The sequence below is a fragment of the Cryobacterium sp. TMT1-3 genome (genome assembly GCF_004402315.1).
Classification (GTDB): domain Bacteria; phylum Actinomycetota; class Actinomycetes; order Actinomycetales; family Microbacteriaceae; genus Cryobacterium; species Cryobacterium luteum.
Window position 1 is genome coordinate 325,701 of record NZ_SOFW01000006.1, and the last position, 19,919, is coordinate 345,619.

18 protein-coding genes are annotated in these 19,919 nt (G+C 67.0%); 9 read left to right on the plus strand and 9 right to left on the minus strand.

The features are described 5' to 3' along the window. Positions 1-56: 56 nt before the first annotated feature. On the minus strand, positions 57-1,091 hold the full coding sequence (locus tag E3O25_RS02065; protein WP_092112638.1) for a nitronate monooxygenase family protein: 1,035 nt from the start codon (positions 1,089-1,091) through the stop codon (positions 57-59). Between the two features lie 50 nt (positions 1,092-1,141). Beyond that, the gene (locus E3O25_RS02070) at positions 1,142-2,152 is read right to left on the minus strand and encodes a glycoside hydrolase family 3 N-terminal domain-containing protein (protein ID WP_166805942.1); all 1,011 of its coding nucleotides are present in this window, start codon (positions 2,150-2,152) and stop codon (positions 1,142-1,144) included. Positions 2,153-2,916: 764 nt separating this feature from the next. Here E3O25_RS02070 and E3O25_RS02080 point away from each other — a divergent pair. From E3O25_RS02080 to E3O25_RS02090, 3 genes are all read left to right on the plus strand, one after another. Further along, entirely contained in the window at positions 2,917-3,609 is a 693-nt protein-coding gene (locus E3O25_RS02080) for a DUF222 domain-containing protein (RefSeq protein ID WP_370448713.1), read from the plus strand. Positions 3,610-3,922: 313 nt separating this feature from the next. Then, entirely contained in the window at positions 3,923-4,213 is a 291-nt protein-coding gene (locus E3O25_RS02085; protein ID WP_134360320.1) for a DUF4287 domain-containing protein, read from the plus strand. 213 nt (positions 4,214-4,426) lie between these two features. After that, the gene (locus E3O25_RS02090; RefSeq protein WP_134360321.1) at positions 4,427-5,335 is read left to right on the plus strand and encodes a phosphotransferase family protein; all 909 of its coding nucleotides are present in this window, start codon (positions 4,427-4,429) and stop codon (positions 5,333-5,335) included. A 63-nt stretch (positions 5,336-5,398) separates the two neighbouring features. On the opposite strand, the gene E3O25_RS02095 is transcribed toward E3O25_RS02090, so the two are convergent. Then, a complete protein-coding gene (locus tag E3O25_RS02095) occupies positions 5,399-5,959 on the minus strand; it encodes a YceI family protein (protein WP_092110737.1) in 561 nt (186 codons plus the stop codon). Between the two features lie 194 nt (positions 5,960-6,153). Between E3O25_RS02095 and E3O25_RS02100 the strand changes: the two genes are divergently transcribed. The 5 genes from E3O25_RS02100 (at position 6,154) to E3O25_RS02120 (ending at position 11,210) form a co-directional block, all read left to right on the plus strand. Beyond that, positions 6,154-6,951, plus strand: a complete 798-nt coding sequence (locus E3O25_RS02100) for an oxygenase MpaB family protein (RefSeq protein WP_241983754.1) — start codon at positions 6,154-6,156, stop codon at positions 6,949-6,951. Between the two features lie 6 nt (positions 6,952-6,957). Next, the gene (locus E3O25_RS02105) at positions 6,958-7,446 is read left to right on the plus strand and encodes an Lrp/AsnC family transcriptional regulator (RefSeq protein ID WP_092110741.1); all 489 of its coding nucleotides are present in this window, start codon (positions 6,958-6,960) and stop codon (positions 7,444-7,446) included. Between the two features lie 109 nt (positions 7,447-7,555). Beyond that, positions 7,556-8,710 (plus strand): pyruvate dehydrogenase (acetyl-transferring) E1 component subunit alpha, encoded by a 1,155-nt coding sequence (gene pdhA / locus E3O25_RS02110; protein ID WP_134360322.1) that lies wholly within the window; start codon positions 7,556-7,558, stop codon positions 8,708-8,710. Beyond that, complete coding sequence (locus E3O25_RS02115; RefSeq protein ID WP_134360323.1) at positions 8,707-9,726, plus strand: alpha-ketoacid dehydrogenase subunit beta; 1,020 nt, start codon at positions 8,707-8,709, stop codon at positions 9,724-9,726. The genes pdhA and E3O25_RS02115 overlap by 4 nt, the downstream gene beginning before the upstream one ends. Next, complete coding sequence (locus E3O25_RS02120) at positions 9,726-11,210, plus strand: dihydrolipoamide acetyltransferase family protein (protein ID WP_134360324.1); 1,485 nt, start codon at positions 9,726-9,728, stop codon at positions 11,208-11,210. The genes E3O25_RS02115 and E3O25_RS02120 overlap by 1 nt, the downstream gene beginning before the upstream one ends. Before the next feature lie 108 nt (positions 11,211-11,318). Here E3O25_RS02120 and E3O25_RS16850 read toward each other — a convergent pair whose 3' ends face one another. Next, positions 11,319-11,486, minus strand: a complete 168-nt coding sequence (locus E3O25_RS16850; RefSeq protein ID WP_166787635.1) for a hypothetical protein — start codon at positions 11,484-11,486, stop codon at positions 11,319-11,321. Positions 11,487-11,611: 125 nt separating this feature from the next. Here E3O25_RS16850 and E3O25_RS02125 point away from each other — a divergent pair, with 125 nt between their 5' ends. Next, the gene (locus E3O25_RS02125; RefSeq protein ID WP_134360325.1) at positions 11,612-12,994 is read left to right on the plus strand and encodes a DUF2079 domain-containing protein; all 1,383 of its coding nucleotides are present in this window, start codon (positions 11,612-11,614) and stop codon (positions 12,992-12,994) included. 83 nt (positions 12,995-13,077) lie between these two features. Here E3O25_RS02125 and E3O25_RS02130 read toward each other — a convergent pair whose 3' ends face one another. From E3O25_RS02130 to treY, 5 genes are all read right to left on the minus strand, one after another. After that, positions 13,078-14,064, minus strand: coding sequence for a hypothetical protein (locus tag E3O25_RS02130; RefSeq protein WP_134360326.1), 987 nt, complete (start codon positions 14,062-14,064; stop codon positions 13,078-13,080). 248 nt (positions 14,065-14,312) lie between these two features. After that, complete coding sequence (locus E3O25_RS02135; RefSeq protein ID WP_092110753.1) at positions 14,313-15,065, minus strand: enoyl-CoA hydratase/isomerase family protein; 753 nt, start codon at positions 15,063-15,065, stop codon at positions 14,313-14,315. A gap of 72 nt (positions 15,066-15,137) precedes the next feature. Beyond that, on the minus strand, positions 15,138-15,692 hold the full coding sequence (locus E3O25_RS02140; protein ID WP_134360327.1) for a hypothetical protein: 555 nt from the start codon (positions 15,690-15,692) through the stop codon (positions 15,138-15,140). 73 nt (positions 15,693-15,765) lie between these two features. After that, positions 15,766-17,532: a malto-oligosyltrehalose trehalohydrolase gene (gene treZ, locus E3O25_RS02145; protein WP_134360328.1), complete on the minus strand. Its 1,767-nt coding sequence runs from the start codon at positions 17,530-17,532 to the stop codon at positions 15,766-15,768. Further along, positions 17,529-19,883, minus strand: a complete 2,355-nt coding sequence (gene treY / locus E3O25_RS02150; RefSeq protein ID WP_134360400.1) for a malto-oligosyltrehalose synthase — start codon at positions 19,881-19,883, stop codon at positions 17,529-17,531. The genes treZ and treY overlap by 4 nt, the downstream gene beginning before the upstream one ends. Positions 19,884-19,919 lie beyond the last annotated feature (36 nt).

The window sequence follows — 19,919 nt, forward strand, 5'->3', positions numbered from 1 at the left end:
AATGAGCCTACCTTGGGGTGTCCGCCCGGGTCGGCCCTCCGATCACTCACCGGCCGCTACGCGACGACGGCGAACTGCGTGTCATTCCACAGGGCGCCGAGCACGGCGGCTGCCGGGCCGGTGCGCGCGTCACGAAAACCGGTGCCGGCCCAAAGGGCGAGGCCGTCTGCATCATTGCGGCGGGCGGCATCCGCTCGGATGACCTTCGTGAGGTGGTGCACCTGCGGATACTCGGGGGGAGCTTTCGCATCGTGGGCGACGATGAAGTCGTTCAGCAGACCGCGCGCCGGACGCCCGGAGAAGACCCGGGTCACGACGGTTTCGGTGAAGCTTGGATCGACGAGGGCGTTCTGGTGGGCTCGTGTCGCGCCGGACTCGTCGGTGCGCAGAAAGCCGGTGCCGAGTTGCACGGCCGCAGCGCCGGCGGCGAGCAGCGACGCGATCTGACCGCCCGAGTGGATGCCGCCCGCCGCGATCAGCGGCAGGGTCACCACCGCGCGAATCGCGATCAACAGCTCCCCCAAAGCCAGGGTGCCGGGTTCTTCCCGGGTGGCGAACGTCGCCCGGTGGCCGCCGGCCTCCGGACCCTGCACGCACAGGGCGTCGACGCCGAGGCCTTGGGCCTGACGGGCCTCGGACACCGAGGTGACGGTGGCGATCAGGAACGAGCCGGCGGCGTGCATCCGCTCGACGACGTCGACCGGAGGCAAGCCGAAGGTAAAAGAGACCACCGGAACGTGATGCTCGATGACGACGGCCACTTTCTCGTCGAACCAGTCCGGGTCGGTATCGGCGATCGCACCGAAGTCGGCAGCGGGATACTCGAGCGCTAACACACTGCGGTACAGCTCGACGGCAGCGCGGTCTGTGAGGGGCGCCTGCGGTATGAACAGGTTGACGCCGAAGGCGCGCTCGGTGCGCTCGCGCACCTCAACGATCTGCTCCGCCAGGGCCTGCGGTGTCTTGTACCCGGCGGCAAGAAACCCGAGGCCGCCCGCTTCGTTCACGGCGACGACGAGGTTTGGCGTTGACGCACCACCGGCCATGGGGGCGGCAACGATGGGAATATCCAGGTCAGATGGTGAAAACACGAGCACTCCTTGGTTGGGTAGAACAATCTTATAGCCGATGGAATTGCACTCTACTCGGGCCCTGTTGCGAGGTCGCGCCGCAGAGTCAGAACGCGCAGCACGTTCTCATCAACGTCGTTCGCATCAATACGGCCGTCGGCCACAGCCGCGCAGACCCGAATGATGAGCTCGGACACGTTGACTCCCACGGTATCCGGTTGGGCCGGGAGCACGAACAGCAGCATGGTTGCGCCCGCAGAGAGCGCCGCGATGCCGTTCTCAATCGGGTCATAATATTGCTCGAGTCCCGAGTGACCGAGCATGAGCAGGTCGTCGGTGATCGACACCCCGTCGAAGCCGAGGTCGGTGCGCAGAATGTCGTACCACCGTGCGGAAAGCGTGGCCGGCTGCGAATCGACTGCCGGGTAGGCCAGGTGTCCCACCATGATCAGTTCTGCGCCGGCGTCGATTCCGGCAGTGAACGGCGGCGCGACGCTCTTCGTCCACGCTTTCAGGCTCAGGTCCGACGACGGAAGCGACACGTGCGAATCTCCCGCAGCGGCCCCGTGTCCGGGAAAATGTTTGATCGTGCTCGCCACGCTCCCCTGCGCCGCTTCCGATTGCGCCGCGACGGCAGCCGTGACGCGATCGGCCGCAGCAGTTGGGTCGCTGCCGAGAGCCCGGTCAAACAGGAACGCGTCCGGCTCGGCGACAATGTCTGCCACGATGCCGAAGTTGACGTTGATGCCGGCCTGGTCCAGGAGTAACGCGCGTTGGTGGAACGCAGAGGACGTCGCCGCCAGTGGCATTCGGCGCAGCCGTTCACCGCCGGGCCAGATGTCTCCGGGGAGTCGAGATACCGCTCCGCCTTCCTGATCGATGCCGATCAGAAGCGGAAGCCCCGGTTCCGCGCTCAGGGCCGCGGTCATCGTCGCCAGCTCGGTCACGGATCCGGGGATGTTGTCGCCCATCAGAATGAGCCCGCCGAGGTGATAGTCGTCGACAAAGGTGCGCAGTTGTGCGGCATCCGTTCCCGGGCTGTGGAGCATGAGCAGGCTCGCCACCTTGTCGGGCAGCGACATCGTCTCCAGCCTGGCTTGCGCGTAAACCTCTGACGCCGAAGGTTGCGGAACACATCCGGTCAGCAGAGCCGCTATCAGCGTTGCACCGATAATCGTTCGTTGCCGCCGCGCACTAACCCCCATGCTCGAATGATATCGCCCCGCGCCGAAGACCCTACGAGCCGGCCTCGCGGGCCGCCGCCTCCAGGCGGTCCCGGTAAGACTGCCACCAGGCCGCGTCGCCGGACGGCAGGTTGCTGCTATCGGCGCGCAGGCCAACCCGGTCCGCAGTTCTGGGACGGGGCCCAGTTTAGAAACTGGGCCCATGGCCACAACATGGGCCGGGCACCGCGGATCGCCGAGGTGGCTGGCAGGCAGGATACGAATCTTTACACGAGTTCCAGGATAAGTGACATAAATTCGCTCAGGGTTTCGAGTGCAGCAGATTGAGGCACTGGATAGCCCTGACAAGAGCGCGCCCCGTAGACGGACTCGTGGGAACCAGAGTTTGAGCAGTATCCGCTGAAACCAAACCCACCGACGCCGAGCACGCCGAGGCCAACGAGGGCAGCGAGGAATCGGCAGCTAGCGAGAACGCGATCGAGGCCGAGGTCGACCACGCCGCGGAGTCGGATGCAGAGTCGGATGCTGATGCTGATGCTGATGCTGATGGTAAAGCCAAAGCGGAAGCCAGACCCGGAGCCAGAGCCCGCGTCGGAGCTGGAGCTGGAGCTGGAGCTGGAGCTGGAGCTGGAGCTGGAGCTGGAGCTGGAGCTGACGAGAGTATCCCACCCGACCCGGGCGGTCCCTGTCCGCGGCACCCCGATGACACGCGCTCGATCAGCGAGAAACGAGCCGGCATCCTCCGCGCCGTGTTCGAAGCCGCCGCACGACACCCCAGCACCCCGACCATGGGCGGCGCCGCCCCCACGGTGCTCGTGCACATCAATATCAACGATCTCCTCGCCGGGCGCGGAGCCGGCTGGATCGACGGTATCGACGGACCCCTCACCCCCCAGCAGGTCGACGAGTTGATCTGCGCCGGCGGCTACCAACCCGTGTTGTTCGGCCACACCGGCACGATTCTCAACCTCGGCACCAGCAACCGGTTCTTCACCACCCAACAACGAAGAGCCCTCGCCGCCCGCGACGGCGGCTGCATCATCCCCGGCTGCACCGTGCCACCCCAACACACCCAGGCCCACCACGTCATCCCGTGGAACCACGGCGGCCCCACCGACATCGGAAACGCCGTGCTCATCTGCAACGCCGCCCACTCCAGCATCGACACCTCCGGCTGGAACATCCAAATGCGAAACGGCCGACCCTGGATCCGCGGCCCCCTCCTCTTCGACCCCACCCAAACCTGGCGCCCCGCCGGCCAGAACCGCGCCGCCACCCCCACCGAACCACCCAACTGGAACACATCTGTGCACCAGCCCACCGGCTTACCATCCAGCCCGCCAACTAGCGTCTAGCCTCAAGCCTCAAGCCTCAAGCCTCAAGCCTCACGCCAGCCCGCCAGCGGCCAGCGGCCAGCGGCCAGCGGCCAGCGGCCAGCGGGAATTATCTCGGACTGCCCGGGTCTGCCTGTCAAACGATATTTCCGACCTGACGCACTGGACGAAGGTTTGACGGGAAAGGTACCGTAGTGACGACACGGCATGCCTGAGGTAAAAGACAAGATCTCAGCCCACGTCTCAGGCCCGCGGCGCCGACTCGGCGAGATCGCAGCTCATCTGCCTGGTGCTGTAACCAGTTCCGCGGTCCAACGCAAAACAAGGAGACCCGATGTCCTTTCAGGCCTATCTCACGGCGATTGAAGACAAGACCGGTTTGACGCCGCGTGCGCTGGTCGCGCTGGCACACGAGCGCGGTCTCGATGACCCCGCGACGAAGGCTGGCGCCATCGTCGACTGGCTCAAGGCCGACTACGGCCTCGGCCGCGGGCACGCGATGGCCTTGGTCTACGTAATCAAGAACGGCACGACGATCAGTGAGAAGCACGTCGGCACCGACGGCGTGCATCGGGACGCGTCCGTCGAGCTGTGGCTCGACGGCAAAAACACCCGTCCGGTCTGAATTCTGCGCACGGGGGGGGCTGGCGACCTGCGAGACGACAACTTCGGCCCCATGGACGGGCTTTGATGCTCACGAAAGGACAGCTTCTGCCCCTTGAATGCCAGTCAAGGGGCCGAAGATGGCTTCTCGCGCAAACGATGGGGCGGAAGTTGTCGTCTCACGCAGCCTCGGCCAGCGATGCGCGAGCGCGTAGCGAGCGCGTAGCGTGGGCGTATGACCTCGGCCGCCCCCTCCTCCGTCGTGCTGGCCTGGGCTGCCCGAGAACTCGGCGTCAGCGAGCTGCACTGGGTGCGCACGCTGCCCGGAGGCACTCACGCCACAACGACCGTCGTCGCCGCAAGCGACGGAACCGAGTTCGTGCTGCGCCAGTTTCCGCCCGGCGACGACGCTGTGCGCCGCGAAATTCGCGTTCTCGCCGGGCTCGGCGGGCTCGGGGACCTCGCCCCGCACCTGCTCGCCGCCGACCCAGACGGCACGGCGCACTTTGACGGCACAGCGCACGGTGACGGCACAGCGCACGGTGACAGCACAGCGCGCTCTGACAGCGGATGCCCGCTCATCGTCACGACCCTGCTGCCGGGTCGAGCCTCGATCACCCCCACCGACCCGCACGACTTTGCGCGGCAGCTCGGAGCAGCGCTCGCGCGCATCCACTCGCTGGCCGCTGATCCGGCGCTTCCCGATCTGTTCACCGAACCGAGGGCTGATTCACCACTGCGTTCGCTGTGGCGCGAGCTCGCCGGCGAACCCCGCGTGCTCACCCACAACGATTTCTGGTCGGGCAACACCGTTTGGCAGCAGGAGAGGCTCACCGGGATCGTGGATTGGTCGGGTGCCGGGTTGGCGCCGCGTGGCTACGATCTGGCCTGGTGTCGTCAGGACCTCGTTTTTCTCTATGACGCAACGGTTGCCGAGGAGTTCACGCGCACCTACGACGAGGCATTCGGCTCCCCCACACCCAACGTGGCGCTCTGGGACCACTTCGCCGCACTGAAGGCCTACCCCCGGGTGGAAACGTGGGCGCCCAACTACCAGGACCTCGGCAGAACCGACCTCGACGGTGCCGAACTGCGACGACGGTTGACCGAGTGGATGCTCGAGCTGGGCGTCACGGGCCACTGACGCAGGAGTTCGTTAACGAGACGGGGCCCCACCGAAGTGGGGCCCTGCTCAAAAACCTACGGGTTACGCGTTGAGCGCGGCCTGCAGTTCGAGCGTGATGGTGACCTTGTCGCCGAGCAGCATGCCGCCGGTTTCGAGTGCTGCGTTGTAGGTGAGGCCGAAGTCTTCGCGGTTGACCTCGGTCTTGGCCGTGGCACCGAACTTGTAGTTGCCGTAGGGGTCTCCGCCGAAGCCACCGAACTCGAATTCGAAGGTGGCCGGCTTGGTGACGCCCTTGATGGTGATGTTGCCGTCGACGAGGTACTCGCCCTTGACTTCACGCATACCGGTCGACGCGAAGTCGATGGTCGGGTACGTCTCGGCGTCGAAGAAGTCTCCGGTGCGCAGGTGGCCGTCGCGGTTGGGCTCATTGGTGTTGATCGAGACAACCTTGGCGGAGGCGGTGACGCTCGTTTCGAGCGGGTTCTCGCCGGTCACGAAGGTGGCGTCGAAATCATCGAAGGTGCCCTTGACCTTGCTGATGACAATGTGACGAATGCTGAAGCTGACGGAGCTGTGAGTCTTGTCGATGGTCCAGGTGCCGGCCTTGTAGCCCGGAATGCTCGTTACGGTGGTCTCGCTCATAGAAGTTCTCCTCAAGTGTGTGGGCCCAGGAATTGTCGCCCTCGGATACATGCAAGCGCATAGAAGGCGGTCGTATTCCCCAAAACCCAAATATTCATCAACCCCTGTTCGGGCGTTAAGCCGAGGCCTAGACTCAGCCCGACCGAATAGGCTCACACTGTCACAAGGTTCTGTATGTTTATTGGGAGGTAGCTGTGAGCGCACGACGGGCACAGAGCATGCAGGGCGTGGCCGGCGAGGGCGTCCTGATCGCCGCCGGGGGCCGCGCCATTCTGCTGCAGCTGGCCAACCCGGCGATCGGGCACGGCGTCGCCGATCACAGCCATTTCGCCGCCAGGCCGCTCGACCGACTGAACGGCACGCTCAGTTATGTCTATGCCACCGTGTTCGGTGATGCCGACCTGGCCGCTGCGATGGCCGCGCGCGTCAACCACGCGCACGTCCCGGTGCACTCCGATGGCACCGCTCCCAGGTACAACGCCTTTACCCCCGAATTGCAGCTCTGGGTCGCCGCAACGCTGTACGAGTCCGCCACCGACCTGCATGGTCGGCTGTACGGCCCGCTCGACGAGGAAACGGCCGATGCGGTCTATCGCGAGTACTCCCGCCTGGGCACCTCGCTGCAGGTGCCAGCACAACTCTGGCCGGCAGACCGCACCGCGTTCCGCCGCTATTGGAACGACCAGCTCGCACTTCTCACAACGGATGCCAGGACCCGCGCCGTCGCGCACGACCTGCTGCACTCACGCACCGCGCCGCTCTGGTATCGCGCCGCCCTCCCCCTGGCGCGGCTGATGACGGCCGGCCTGCTGCCTTCGCACGTACGGGTGCTGTTCGACCTGCCCTGGTCGGCGCGGCACCAGCGGCGATTCAACCGGGTGCTGGCTGGCATCCGCTTGATATATCCGCGCCTGCCGCGCCGCGTGCGACACTGGCCGAAGAATCACTACCTGCGCGCCCTGCACGCTTCTCTGCCCGCGCCGGTAGTGTGAAAGCCCATGACGCAGCCGCAGCCTCCCCACCCCGGACTCGACAGCACGGATCGCCAGATCATCGCCGAGCTCAGCCGCGACGGGCGTCTCTCGATGCGTCAACTCGCCCTGCTGGTGCACATCTCCCGCACCGCCGCCCACACTCGGGTGCAGAAATTGATCAGCCACGGCGTGATCAACGGATTCGGCGCGCAGACCGACCGCAAGGCCCTCGGACTCAACGTATCGGCGCTCGTCGTCGTGAAGATCGGCGATGTCGCCTGGGGCGAGATCGCCGCCCAGCTGGCCCGATTGCCGTTTGTCGAGAAGGCCCAGGCGGTGAGCGGTGACATCGACATCATCCTCACGGTGAGTGCTCCCGACCATGAGCAGCTCAGTCAGGCCATTTTGCGCGACATCCACACCATGCCGGGTGTGATCTCCACCCGCTCGCACCTGATTCTCGACGAAATCATCGGTCACGCCCCCGGCTCCACCCCGGACGCTTGGCACTGATTCACGGTTTCATCGTTCCGTTTGGCCGCCGTCTGGCATCTGCTCGGCCAATCGTTCACAACTACGAAAAGGCGCAGCACGCCGCGCCAAAAGGGCGCAACATTGCCTCATGAGCCTCAATGTCGAGAGCACGCCGCTGACGGCGGTGCTGGCACCCCCACCCCTTCGTTTGATCGACGACACCGGTCACGCGGTTGCCGAAAGCGAGAGCGGCGGCTTCAGGCTGCCGGCCGTCGATACCCTCCTCGGTCTTTATCGACAGATGGTCATCGCCCGCCGGTTCGACGTGCAGGTCACCGCCCTCACGAGACAGGGGCGACTGGCCACCTACCCCTCCGCCCTCGGCCAGGAGGCGTGCGAGATCGCCGCGGTCGCCGCGCTCTCGCCGCAGGACTGGCTGTTTCCGACCTACCGCGACAGCATCGCGCTGCTCACCCGAGGCGTCGAGCCGAAGGACATCCTCGCCGCCTTCCGCGGCGACTGGCACAGCGGCTACGACTATCAGCAGCATCGGATCGCCCCGCAGGCCACGCCGCTCGCCACCCAGGCGCTGCACGCCGTCGGCCTGGCCACCGCCGCCAAGCTCAAACGCGACGACACCGTGGCCCTCACCCTGCTCGGCGACGGCGCCACGAGTGAGGGCGACGCCCACGAGGCGTTCAACTTCGCCGCCGTCTGGCAGGCTCCCGTGGTCTTCGTCGTGCAGAACAACCAATTCGCCATCAGCGTGCCCCTCGACAAGCAGATGGCCTGCCGCACCATCGCCGACAAGGCGATCGGGTACGGCATGCCCGGCTACTACGTCGACGGCAACGACGTCGCCGCCATGTACGCCGTCATCTCGGCGGCCATGCACCGCGCCCGAAGCGGCGGCGGCCCCACCCTGATCGAGGGCCTCACCTACCGCATTGAAGCCCACACCAACTCGGACGACCCCACCCGGTACCGCAAAACCGCCGACGTCGACCTGTGGCGCAGCCGCGACCCGATCGAGCGCCTGGAAAAATACCTCGTCGCGCAAGGCGCCCTCTCCACCGAGGCGCGGGCCGACATCGCGGCCGTCGCTGAGCAACTCGCCGCGACCACCCGGGACTGTATGACCGATCAGGCGGTCGTCGATCCGCTCGAACTGTTCGAGCACGTCTATTCCACCCCTCGCACCGCCCTGGCCGAGCAGCGCGCCTTCCTGGCGGCCGAACTCGACGGGGATGCTTCGGCATCCGCTGCGCTGAGTGGCCCGAACACCGAAGAGAGCACCCGATGAGCCCGCAGCAGACTCTGGAAACCGGCACCTCTGTGCGCGCGTCGGAAAACCTCACTATGGCCGCCGCCCTCAACGCGGCCATTCGCGATGCCATGGTCGACGATCCGACGATCGTATTGTTCGGCGAAGACGTCGGACCGCTCGGCGGCGTTTTTCGGGTCACCGACGGGCTCTACGCCGAATTCGGCGAGACCCGGGTGAGCGACTCCCCGCTGGCCGAGGCCGGCATCGTGGGTACCGCGATCGGCATGGCCATGTACGGCCTGCGCCCGGTCGTGGAAATGCAGTTCGACGCGTTCAGCTACCCGGCATTCCAGCAGATCGTGTCGCACGTGGCGAAGATGCGCAACCGCACCCGCGGCAAGATCGGGCTGCCGATCGTCATTCGCATTCCCTACGCCGGCGATATCGGCGGCGTCGAGCATCACTCCGATTCCTCCGAGGCCTACTGGACGGCAACGCCCGGACTCACGGTGGTCAGCCCGTCCAACCCGGCCGACGCCTATTCCATGCTGCGCGAGGCGATCGCCAGTGACGACCCGGTCATCTTCATGGAGCCGAAGAGCCGGTACTGGAGCAAAGCGTCGCTCGCCCTGCCGGTGCAGACCGAGCCGTTGAACAAGGCGAAGGTGCTGCGCGGGGGCACCGATGTCACGCTCATCGCTTACGGTCCGACCGTGAAGACTGCCCTCGCCACGGCCGAACAGGCAACGAATGAGGGGCTCTCGATCGAGGTCATCGATCTGCGGTCGCTCTCACCCTTCGATGACGAGACGGTGGGGGCATCCGTGCGCAAGACCGGCCGGGCCGCCATCGTGCACGAGGCCGCGCAGTTCGGCGGCTACGGCGCCGAGGTCGCCGCCCGCCTCACCGAGCGCAACTTCTTCTACCTGGCCGCTCCGATTCTGCGCATCACCGGCTTCGACATTCCGTACCCGTCGCCCAAACTCGAGGAGTACTTCTTGCCGACCCCGGACCGTATTCTGGCCGCACTCTCCACCTGGGAATGGTCCTGATGAGCCGCGAGTTTCTGCTGCCCGACCTCGGCGAGGGCCTGACCGAGGCCGAGATCGTGGCCTGGCTGGTCGCCCCCGGCGACACCATCGTCATCGATCAGGCCGTGGTCGAAGTCGAATCGGCCAAATCGATCGTGGAGCTGCCGTCACCCTACGGCGGCGTCGTGGCGAGCCTGTTCGGTGAGCCCGGTCAGATCATCCACGCCGGGCAGGTGCTGCTGACCGTGGCCGATCCGGCTGCTGCGGATGCTGTCGACGCGCCGGCCGCTGCGGCAGTCGTCGGCGTTCCCGCCGCCATGGCGACCGCAGCCCCGACCGGAGGGTCCGGCGCCGTTCTGGTGGGCTATGGCACCACCGAGAGCACTCGACCGGCGCGGCGAGTTGCCGCTGGCCGCTTCGGCGCCCCGCGGGCAGCGGATGCCCCCGCACCGCCGAAACCGGCGGCTCCGCCCGCACCGACGGCACCGACGGCACCGGCCCCACCGGCACCACCGGTGGCTGTGTCGCGCGCCGAGCGCCCGGCCGCGGTGGCGGCATCCGGTTCCCCGGCCCGCGTGTCCCCGGCCATCACTTCGTCCAGCACGGTCGATCCGATCCGCAGCTCCCCCGTCGTGTCGCCGATCGTACGCCGGCTGGCGCGCGAGAAAGGGTTCGATGCGAGCATGCTGGCCGGCAGCGGCCGGAACGGTCTCGTGCTGCGCAGCGACGTCGAGGATCACCTTCGCCACCTCAGCACGCCGGCTGCGGTGCCTGCCCAGCGCACCACGACCGCACCCGTCGCCTCCGACGCTAGTGCTGATATTCGCATCCCCATCTCCGGACTGCGCAAGGTGGTCTCGCAGCGGCTGACCACGTCGCGGCGGGAGATTCCGGAGGCCACGATCTGGCTCGACGTCGACGCGACCGCGCTGTTCGCGGCCCGCGACCAGCTGCTCACCGCGACCGGCGAGCGGTTCAGCGTGACGGCGCTGATCGCGCGTTTCGTCGTGGCCGGTTTGCGGCTGTACCCGGTGCTCAACTCCTCGGTCGACACCGCGAGCCAGGAAATTCTGCAGCACGGGGCGGTGAACCTCGGCATCGCCGCTCAGACATCGCGCGGGCTGATGGTTCCCGTCATCCACGGCGCGCACGCCATGAACACCCGCCGGCTGCGTGACGCTATTGCTGCCCTGGTGGCGCAGTCCCCCGACGGTACGTTCGCGCCGAGCGCCCTCACCGGCGGAACCTTCACCCTGAACAACTTCGGTTCGCTCGGCGTGGACGGCTCGGCGGCGATCATCAACCACCCGGAGGCGGCGATCCTCGGAATCGGGCGCATGATCGAACGGCCCTGGGTGGTGGATCACGAACTCGCGGTGCGCACCGTCGTGGAACTGTCAATGGTGTTCGACCACCGCGTCTGCGACGGCGGAACCGCGGCCGGGTTCCTCACCTATGTGGCCCGTTGCATCGAGAACCCGGTGAGCCTGCTGGCGGACCTGTAAGGTCGTCGGGCAGAAGAAACACCTTCGCACGGGGGATGCGAAGGTGTTTCGGTTCAGGGCGGCGTCTGGGGACGCCGCGGGGATGGTGACGGTTAGGCGTCGTTGATGTCAGACGTGCGCGGCGGACAGCGGGGCGCGCACCGCGGCGACGCGCACACTGGTGTGGTCGCATCCGGAGCACTTGAGCAGGTAGACGGGAAGCGAATTACGCTCGGCGTGGGCCGGGTTGGGGCTGAGTCGGGCTTGCGAACGGCAGAACGGGCAAGTGAGTGTCATGCGATCTCCGAGCGTGCCATTGTCGGCGGCACGCTCTCAGTCTGCGCCGTCGCTGACCGGCGGAACAGGGCCAAAGGTCCTGTATCGCTACATGGTCAGCCGCGCGGGTGCGTTAGCGTGGTCGAATGAGGGGATTTCGCGGCGGGCAGCTTCGGCCACTCCTCGTACCCGCAGCGGTCGGGCTGATGACGACCGCGCTGTACAGCGTCTTTTCGGCGCTGCAGTGGCGCAGTCTGGCCGCTCCCTCGTGGGATCTCGGCATCTTCACCCAGCTCGCCCGGCAATACGCGGCCCTCGAGGCGCCGATCGTCACCATCAAGGGCGAGGGTTTCAACCTGCTCGGTGACCACTTTCATCCGCTTCTGGTCCTCCTCGGGCCGGTGTTCACGGTGTTTCCGCACGCCTTCACCCTTCTGGTGGTGCAGAACGCGCTGTTCGGCCTCGCCGCTGCTGCCCTGACCTCTGCAGCCATTCGTCTGCTCGGGTCTACCACCGGCACGCTGTTCGGGTTGGCGTTCGCGTTCAGCTGGGGGCTGCAGGGCGCGGTGGAGGCGCAGTTCCACGAGATCGCCTTCGCCGTGCCGCTGCTGGCCCTGTCGCTGACCGCTTTTCTGCTGCGCAAGTGGGTGGCCTCGATGCTGTGGGCGATGCCGCTGGTGTTCGTGAAGGAAGACCTCGGGCTCACCGTCGCCGCCCTCGGCATCGTGCTGGCCGTGCGCAGCCGGCATCCGCTCGGAGTGTGGCTGGCCGTCTGGGGTGTCGGCTGGTTCGCGCTGGCCAGCCTGCTGATTCTGCCGCTGCTCAACCCGAACGGGGCCTGGGCTTATTCGAGCAGCATCGACCTGCTGGCTATTCTGACCAATCCGGCCGCGCTGCTGCAGCCGCAAAAGGGCGTGACCCTGGCGCTGCTCCTGGTGGCTGGTGGTCTGATCGCGGTTCGGTCGCCGCTCATGCTCGTGCTGGTACCGACGCTCGCCTGGCGCTTTCTGTCAGACAATTCCGGCTATTGGGGTCCCACCTGGCAGTACAGCGCGGTGCTCATGCCGATCGTGTTCGCCGCCGCCCTCGACGGTATCGTGCTCGCCCGCGGCAGTCGGCGGGGCTGGCTGCGCGGATTCGGACGGAAGGCGGCATCCGTTTCGATTGTGGCCGCCGTGGTGCTCGCCACGACACTGCCGCTGTTCAAACTGACGGATGTACCAGCCAATTTTTCGACGCCTCGCGCAGCCGCCGCGACGGCCGCGCTGCGCGTCGTGCCCGACGGGGCCGTGGTCGAATCGGATATCGGGCTCATGAACTATCTCGTGGAACGAACGGATGTCTACTGGCTCGGCAACCCCAATCCGCTGCCGGACTACCTCGTGATCGACCTTTCGGCTGGCGGCCTGCCCGCGGAGTGGACGTCGGCGCAGGTCGTGGCGGCGGCGCTGCATCCCGGAGTCGACTTCACGACGATCTACGCCGCCGGCGGCTACGAGGTGGCCCGCCCGACCTCCGCGACTCCCTGACCCCCGCCTTGCGGACGGGGCCCGGGCCCCGTCCACGGGCCCAGTTTATAGACTGGGCCCCGGGCCATAGGGTGGGCCCGGGACTAGCGCACCGACGGGTTCGCAGCCCTCAGTGCGTTCAGCAGGGCGGCGGCGGTGTGCGGCTCGTCGACCGTCACCGCGAACTGGTTGCCGCGGCGCAGGTTGACCACGAGGGCCGGCCCACCTCGCATCACCACGGCCGTGCGCCCGCTCGTCAGGCGGTAGCCCCAGCCGCCGTACTGCAGCGCGCTCACGGTGTCGGCAAACGCCGACTCCACCTGGTCGAGCGAGACCTTCTTCAAACGGATGCCCAACAGCCGCGACACCACACTCAGCCCACGACCGTCGACGGTGACCCGAACCTGCACAAAGACGAGCGTCACCAGTAGGATCACACCGACGACCACCCCCGTCATAACGCTGGCCGCGAGCGTCTGCTGCGCATCGGTCAGCAGCACGAAGATGGCCACTGCCCCGCCCAGCACGACGCCACCGCCGATGACGGCAATCACCGGACTCGTCACGAGCGTGCTCCAGGGCATGGACAGGTCGATTTTTGAGTTGTCGTTTTCTGTTGTCGGCGGTTCAGGTAAAACCGGGGGCATCCATTTCTGCGCCAAAAAGTACGGTAGCGCTCCATAGCCGCAGGCAGCGAAGGTGAGCAGAAGCCAGGCACCCAGTTTGGGCTCGGCATCGCCGGCGTCGATGGTGATACCGGCCGTCATCAGCCACAGCGAGGAGGCAAGGCCGGCGGCGAAGCCGAGCCCGACGTAGACCTGGCGCCGATTCGGGGCACGGCGCTCGCGAAGCCAGCCGGTCGCAAGAATCGCAGCACCCAGGCTCACCCCGAACGCAATCACGGCCATAGCCCACGTGGGGATCGTCGAACTGACCGCGCCGTCACTCCCCCACTGCCTCGGCAGCACGCTGGGAAGCCGATCAATCCAGAGCAACCACGTGACGACCACCGCCACGACGGGCAGCCAAAGGGTTGCCGCTGCTGCTACGTCCCGCGAGCGGGTGGGCGCCGAACTATTCACCAGTGTCATGATTCCCCCGATCAGGTGCGCGCCGACGAATCGGTCCGCAACCACTTCATCTAATCACGAGCGTGGCCCGTGGTGAATTCAGCAAATCGCCCGGGCGACAGCCAGACGAGCCCGGATCAGTGCGGCGCCGAGATCGCGACGGACCGAATTTCCTGAATTCACCCCGAGGTCAAATCCGTTGGTAGGCGATCGTGCACGACGGTGTTCGGCTGCCAGACGCGCCCTCACGCGGGTACTCCTGAATCGGCTCAGCGCTTGCGGCGGGCGAGGAAGGCATCCATGCGGGTGAACTTGGCTTCGGACTCGAACAGGATCGACTGGGCTGTGTTGTCGACGAGCGGATGCGCCGCCCGCGGCGCGTGGAAGACTTCCTTGGCCAGGCGGGTCGCGAGGGGATCCTGCGCACCGATGCGATCCGCCAGAGCGTGTGCGGCAGCAAGCAGATCCTCCGGATCGTGCACCTCGGTAACCAGGTGCACGGCGAGGCATTCGGGGGCACTCAGAATGCGCCCGGCGAGGATGATCTCTTTGGCCACCGGCTCTCCGACGAGCTCGGCCAGGCGCCAGAGCGCGCCGGCGGCCGGCAGGATGCCGAGCGCCGTCTCGGGGTTGCCCAGCCGCGCGCTCGTCGACGCGATGCGGAAGTCGGCCGCGTAGGCGAGCTCAGCCCCGCCGCCGAGCGCCCAGCCGTCGATCGCGGCAATGACGGGCATCGGAAGTTGCGCGATACGCGAAAACAGTCCGGAGTTGATGCCGAGCAGGGCATCGTCGCGGCGGCGTTCGCGCAGCTGGGCGATGTCGGCGCCGGAGGCGAAGACGCCGTTGGCGCCGCTGATGATGAGGATACGCGGCTGCAGCTCCAGCTCGGCGCAGACCGCGTGCAGTTCGTCGATCATGGTCTGGTCGATCGCGTTGCGCACGTCGGGACGGTTCAGCTCAACGTGCACCCGGTCGGCGCGGCGGTCGATCGTGAGGGTGGTGGGGGCAGGGTTGTGGGTCATGGTGGGACATCTCCGTTGAGATCGGGCGGGGCAAATGGCGGTAGAACGCGGCAGTGGTCGGCAGCAGGCCGGTCAGGAGCCGGCGGCAGGTTCAGGGGCAGCCGACGGTGAGGAGCCAGGGGCGGCAGAGGCTGCAACAGTGTCTGGGCCGGCATCCGGCGCGCCGGCCGGGAAGACGCGTTTGTAGCTGCGACCGTCGGGCAGCGTAACGGTGCGGCTGACCAGGGTGCCGCGGCGCACCTGCAGGTAGATCGCCTGGGCGCTGACCCCACGGGCGGCCGCGGCCTCGGCGACCGACAGGCCGGGCAGGTCCGTCGGCACGCTGCTCGGCCGAACTGATCGCTTGCGACCGGCTGCCAGGCGGGCGCTGATCTCTTCGTCGCTGCCGCCCCAGCGCCACTTAGCTGCCGGAGCCTTGAGACCGGTTGCAGCGGCGATCTCGTTCCACGATGTCTTCGCCAAAACGGCGTCACGAACGGCCACGAGCGTCGCCGGGTCCTGCTCGAGCGCGGTCTGCAGCGAGCGGATGGCGCGCAGCCGTTCCAGGGGCGAGCCGTCGGCATCCGCTTGCAGGGTCAGCAGCCGCTGGAGCGCGGCGGTCGTCGTCGCCGAGAGAAACGAATCCACAGGTGCATCCTCACCGGCCGCGGGTGCAGCTTTCAGCCCTATCTTGCCAGACTGGATGCGTCGTTGAAACAGCTCAAGCGAGCACGACGACCGAGTGCGGGGCCAACAGCAGAGCATTGGGCAGCCGGCCCTGCACGGCTTCACCGCTCGTGGCGAAGGACACGAGAATGTCACCCCGCCCGGCCGGAATCTGAGTCGACTGGGCCCCGAGATTGATGAGGATCTTGGTGCCGCCACGGTGCAGCCGCAACCAGCCGGCAGCCGCATCGAACTCCACCGCGATCTGATCGAACCGGGGGTCGGTGAAATCCGGCTGCGCCCGACGCAGCACGGCGAGCTCACGGTAGAACCCGAGCAGGCGCGCGTGCTCGGGTTCGGCGGCTTCACTCCAATCGAGTTTGGACCGCTCGAAGGTTTGCTCATCCTGTGGGTCGGGCACCTGGTCCGGATCCCAGCCCATGCGGGCGAACTCACTGATACGGCCGGTTGCGGTGGCGGTACCGAGCTCCGGTTCGGGATGGGAGGTGAAGAACTGCCACGGCGTGGAGGCTCCCCATTCTTCGCCCATGAACAGCATTGGCGTGTACGGGCCGAGCAGGGTCAACGCCGCCGCAATCGCCAGCTGACCGGAGTCGAGCTGGCTGCTGAGCCGGTCACCGACGGCCCGATTGCCTATCTGGTCGTGGTTCTGGGAGGCGACGACGAGCCGCCAGGTGGGCATCCGTTCGAGATCGATCCGTCGACCGTGGGTACGCTCGCGAAAGCTCGAGTAGGTGCCGTCGTGGAAGAACCCGTGTGTGAGCACCTTGGCGAGGGCGTCGAGTGGCTCGAAATCGGCGTAATAACCGGTGGTTTCACCGGTGAGAGCAACGTGTACGGCATGGTGAAAGTCGTCACTCCACTGCGCGTCGAGGCCATAGCCATTGGCCTCGCGCGGTGTCACGAGCCGAGGGTCATTGAGGTCGGATTCGGCAATCAGAGTGCGCGGCCGCCCGGTTTCGGCGCTCAGCGCGGAGACCTCGACAGCGAGCTGTTCGAGCAGGTGGGTGGCGCTCGCGTCGCGCAGCGCGTGCACCGCATCGAGGCGCAGGCCGTCGACGTGGTAGTCGCCGAGCCACATCAGCGCGTTGTCGAGAATGTAGCGACGCACCGGGTCGGAGTGCGGTCCGTCGAGATTGAGCGAGGAACCCCAGGTGTTGCCGGCGGCCTCGCTCAGGTACGGGCCGAACTGCGGCAGGTAGTTGCCGCTGGGCCCGAGGTGGTTGTACACGACGTCCTGGATGACGCCGATGCCGTGCTGATGGCAGGCGTCGACGAAGTCCTGGTACGCGGCTGGTCCGCCGTAGCCCTCGTGCACGGCATACCAGAGCACGCCGTCGTAACCCCAGTTGTGGGTGCCGTTGAAGGCGTTCACCGGCAACAGCTCGACGAAGTCGACGCCGATTGACTGCAGGTGGTCGAGCCGACCGGCGGCTGCTTCGAGGGTGCCCTCCGGGGTGAACGTTCCCAGATGCAACTCGTAGATTACGGTACCGGCCAGCTGTCGACCGGTGAAGCCCTCGTCGTGCCAGATGTGGGCCGAGGCGTCGAACGTACGGGAGAGTGCGTGCACCCCGGCGGGCTGGCGCCGCGACCGAGGGTCGGCAAACGGTCCGCGACCGTCAACGATGAATCCGTAATCGACATCGACGGTCGGCTCACCCGCGACGGCCGGGCGAGCGGATTCCGGCAGCTCCCACCACCCATCGTCTCGCGCCGCTAGGTCGAGCCGGTCGGGGCCGAGCTGCAGCTGCACGGCGTGCGCGTCGGGTGCCCAGACGGCGAATTTCTGATCGTTCATGCGTGTCGTCCTGTGGGAGTGTCGGTGGCGCGTCGATTGCCTTCGGCGGGGATCAGCAGCGCCACCGGGTAACGCGCGAGCAGGTCGGCGACGCGCAGGATCGGACCCGTGAAACGTTCCCCGGTGAGCACGTCCATGTAGCCGCGTCCGGCGACGCCGATCGTTGTGTTTCCCCAGCCACCACCGGCCAGCAGTCCGATCGGTAGCCGAGTGGCCAGGGTGATCGCTCCTCCACGATCGAACGCCACGGCATGGGTGGCGGCTGCTCCGAAAACGGGCACGGCGGCGTAGCGGGTGAAGAGCTCTGCCCAATCGCGCCGCAGGCGCAGTGCCCGGCACGTGACCAATAGTTTGGCTGCGCCGGTCTCATCGACCGGAGGGAGCCATCCGCTGTCGATGCGGGCGAGCAGCCGCTGGCGCAACTCATAGTCGACCGAGCGCCGGTTGTCGGGGTCGACGAGTGAAGATTCCCAGAGCTCGCTGCCCTGATATACGTCGGGTACGCCCGGCATGGTCAGTTGCATCAGTTTGAGCGAGAGCGAATTGCTCCAGCCGGCCGGCTGCACCCGAGAGACCAGGTTGGTAGCGAGGTCGCGGGTGGGACCGGGCTCGGTGACGGCCGTGACGAGGTGGTCGAGTTTGGTTTCGAATTCGATGTTCTGGCTCGTCCAGGTGGTGGAGGTGCCGGCCTCGCGCGCCGCCTTGAGCGCGTAGGCCGAGAGTCGTTCCCGGCCGGCCGGCCAGGCGCCGATGATCGCCTGCCACAGCAGGTTCTCGAAGGGCGCATCCCCGAGCGGATGCGCCGCCCGCAGCTGTTCCAGGGCTACCTCCCACTCGGCGGGGATCTCGGCGAGCACCGAGATGCGCGCTCGCACGTCTTCGCCACGTTTGGTGTCGTGGGTCGACAAGGTCGTCATGGAGTGTGGAAATCCGGCCTGCCGGGTGCGCTGTCGGTGGTGGAACTCGGCAAGAGTCACCGTGAACTCGTCGGGATCGGCGCCGACCTCATTGAGCGAGGTCAGCCGGCTGAACCGATAGTAGGCGCGGTCTTCGACGCCCTTGGCCATCACCATGCCCGAGGTCTGTTGAAAGCGCATCGCGGCCGGATGCCCCGGGTCGCCGAGGAGCGGCAACAGCCGGTTGAGCTCAGCCGCAAGCTCCGGGCGGTGGGCGGCCGATCGGCGCGCCGCCTCCTGCAGGCTCTCCAGCCCCAGCGGGAGGTAGGAGCGGTAGACCGGAAACCAGGCCAGCAGGTCGGCCAGGGCCTCGGCGGTGAGGTCGGCAATGACGTCATCTGCCGCGCTGTTGGGCAGGAGCCGGGCGATGCGCTGTACCTCGGAGTGCAGGATGCCGTCGGCCACGTCGCGTTTGTTGCGATAGACCAGAGTCGCCCAGGTGGCGGCTGGATCGCCGTGCAGGCGGGATTCGAGGGCGTCGAGGGCGTCTCGCCCAGCGGGATCGACGAGTACCCGGTCGACGTCGGCGAGGGCGTCATATCCGGTCGTGCCGGCCGTTGCCCAGCTCGTTGGCAGTTGCTCGGGCCCCTCCAGAATCTTCTCCACCAGCACGTAGCAGCCGTTCGTGGCCAGGCGCAGTGCTTCGAGGTAACCGGCCGGATCGGCGAGGCCGTCGGGATGATCGACCCGCAGCCCTTGCACAAGACCCTCCCGCAGCCAGCGCAGAATCTCGCGGTGCGACTCTTCGAATACCCACGGCACCTCTACCCGGATACCGGCGAGGCTGTTCACGGCAAAAAAGCGGCGGTAGTTCAACTCGGCGTCGGCCCGACGCCAGTTCACGAGCTCGTAGTGCTGACGCTCGTGTACCTCGGCCGGGCTCGCCCCGTCGTCGGCGGTTCCAGCGGCGACGGGAAAGCGGTTGTCGAAATAGCGCAATTCGCCGTCGACGAGCTCCAGCCGGTCGAGCTCGGCAGGCCCATCTCCGAGTACAGGGATGCGAATCTTTCCGTGCCCGAACGCCCAGTCAACGTCGAAGGCCTCGGCGTAGCGCGACTGTTGGCCGTTCTGCAGCAGGTCCCACCACCACGAGTTGTGACGCGGCGTCGCGACTCCCATGTGGTTGGGCACGATGTCGACGAGCACGCCGAGCCCGGCCCGGTGCGCAGCCCCAGAGAGTCGGTCGAGCGCCTCCGCCCCACCGCGTTCGGGATCGACGACTGAGTGGTCCACGACGTCGTACCCGTGGTCGGATCCGGCTTCGGCCTGCAGCAGCGGCGACAGGTAGATCCAGTCGGCGCCGAGATCGCGAAGGTAGCCGACCAGGCTCGCGGCGGCATCGAGGTCGAAGCCCGCCGTGATCTGCAGGCGGTAGGTGGAGAGCGGGACGGCCACGGGTCCCGTCGCCGTTGAATCTGTGTCGAAGGTCAC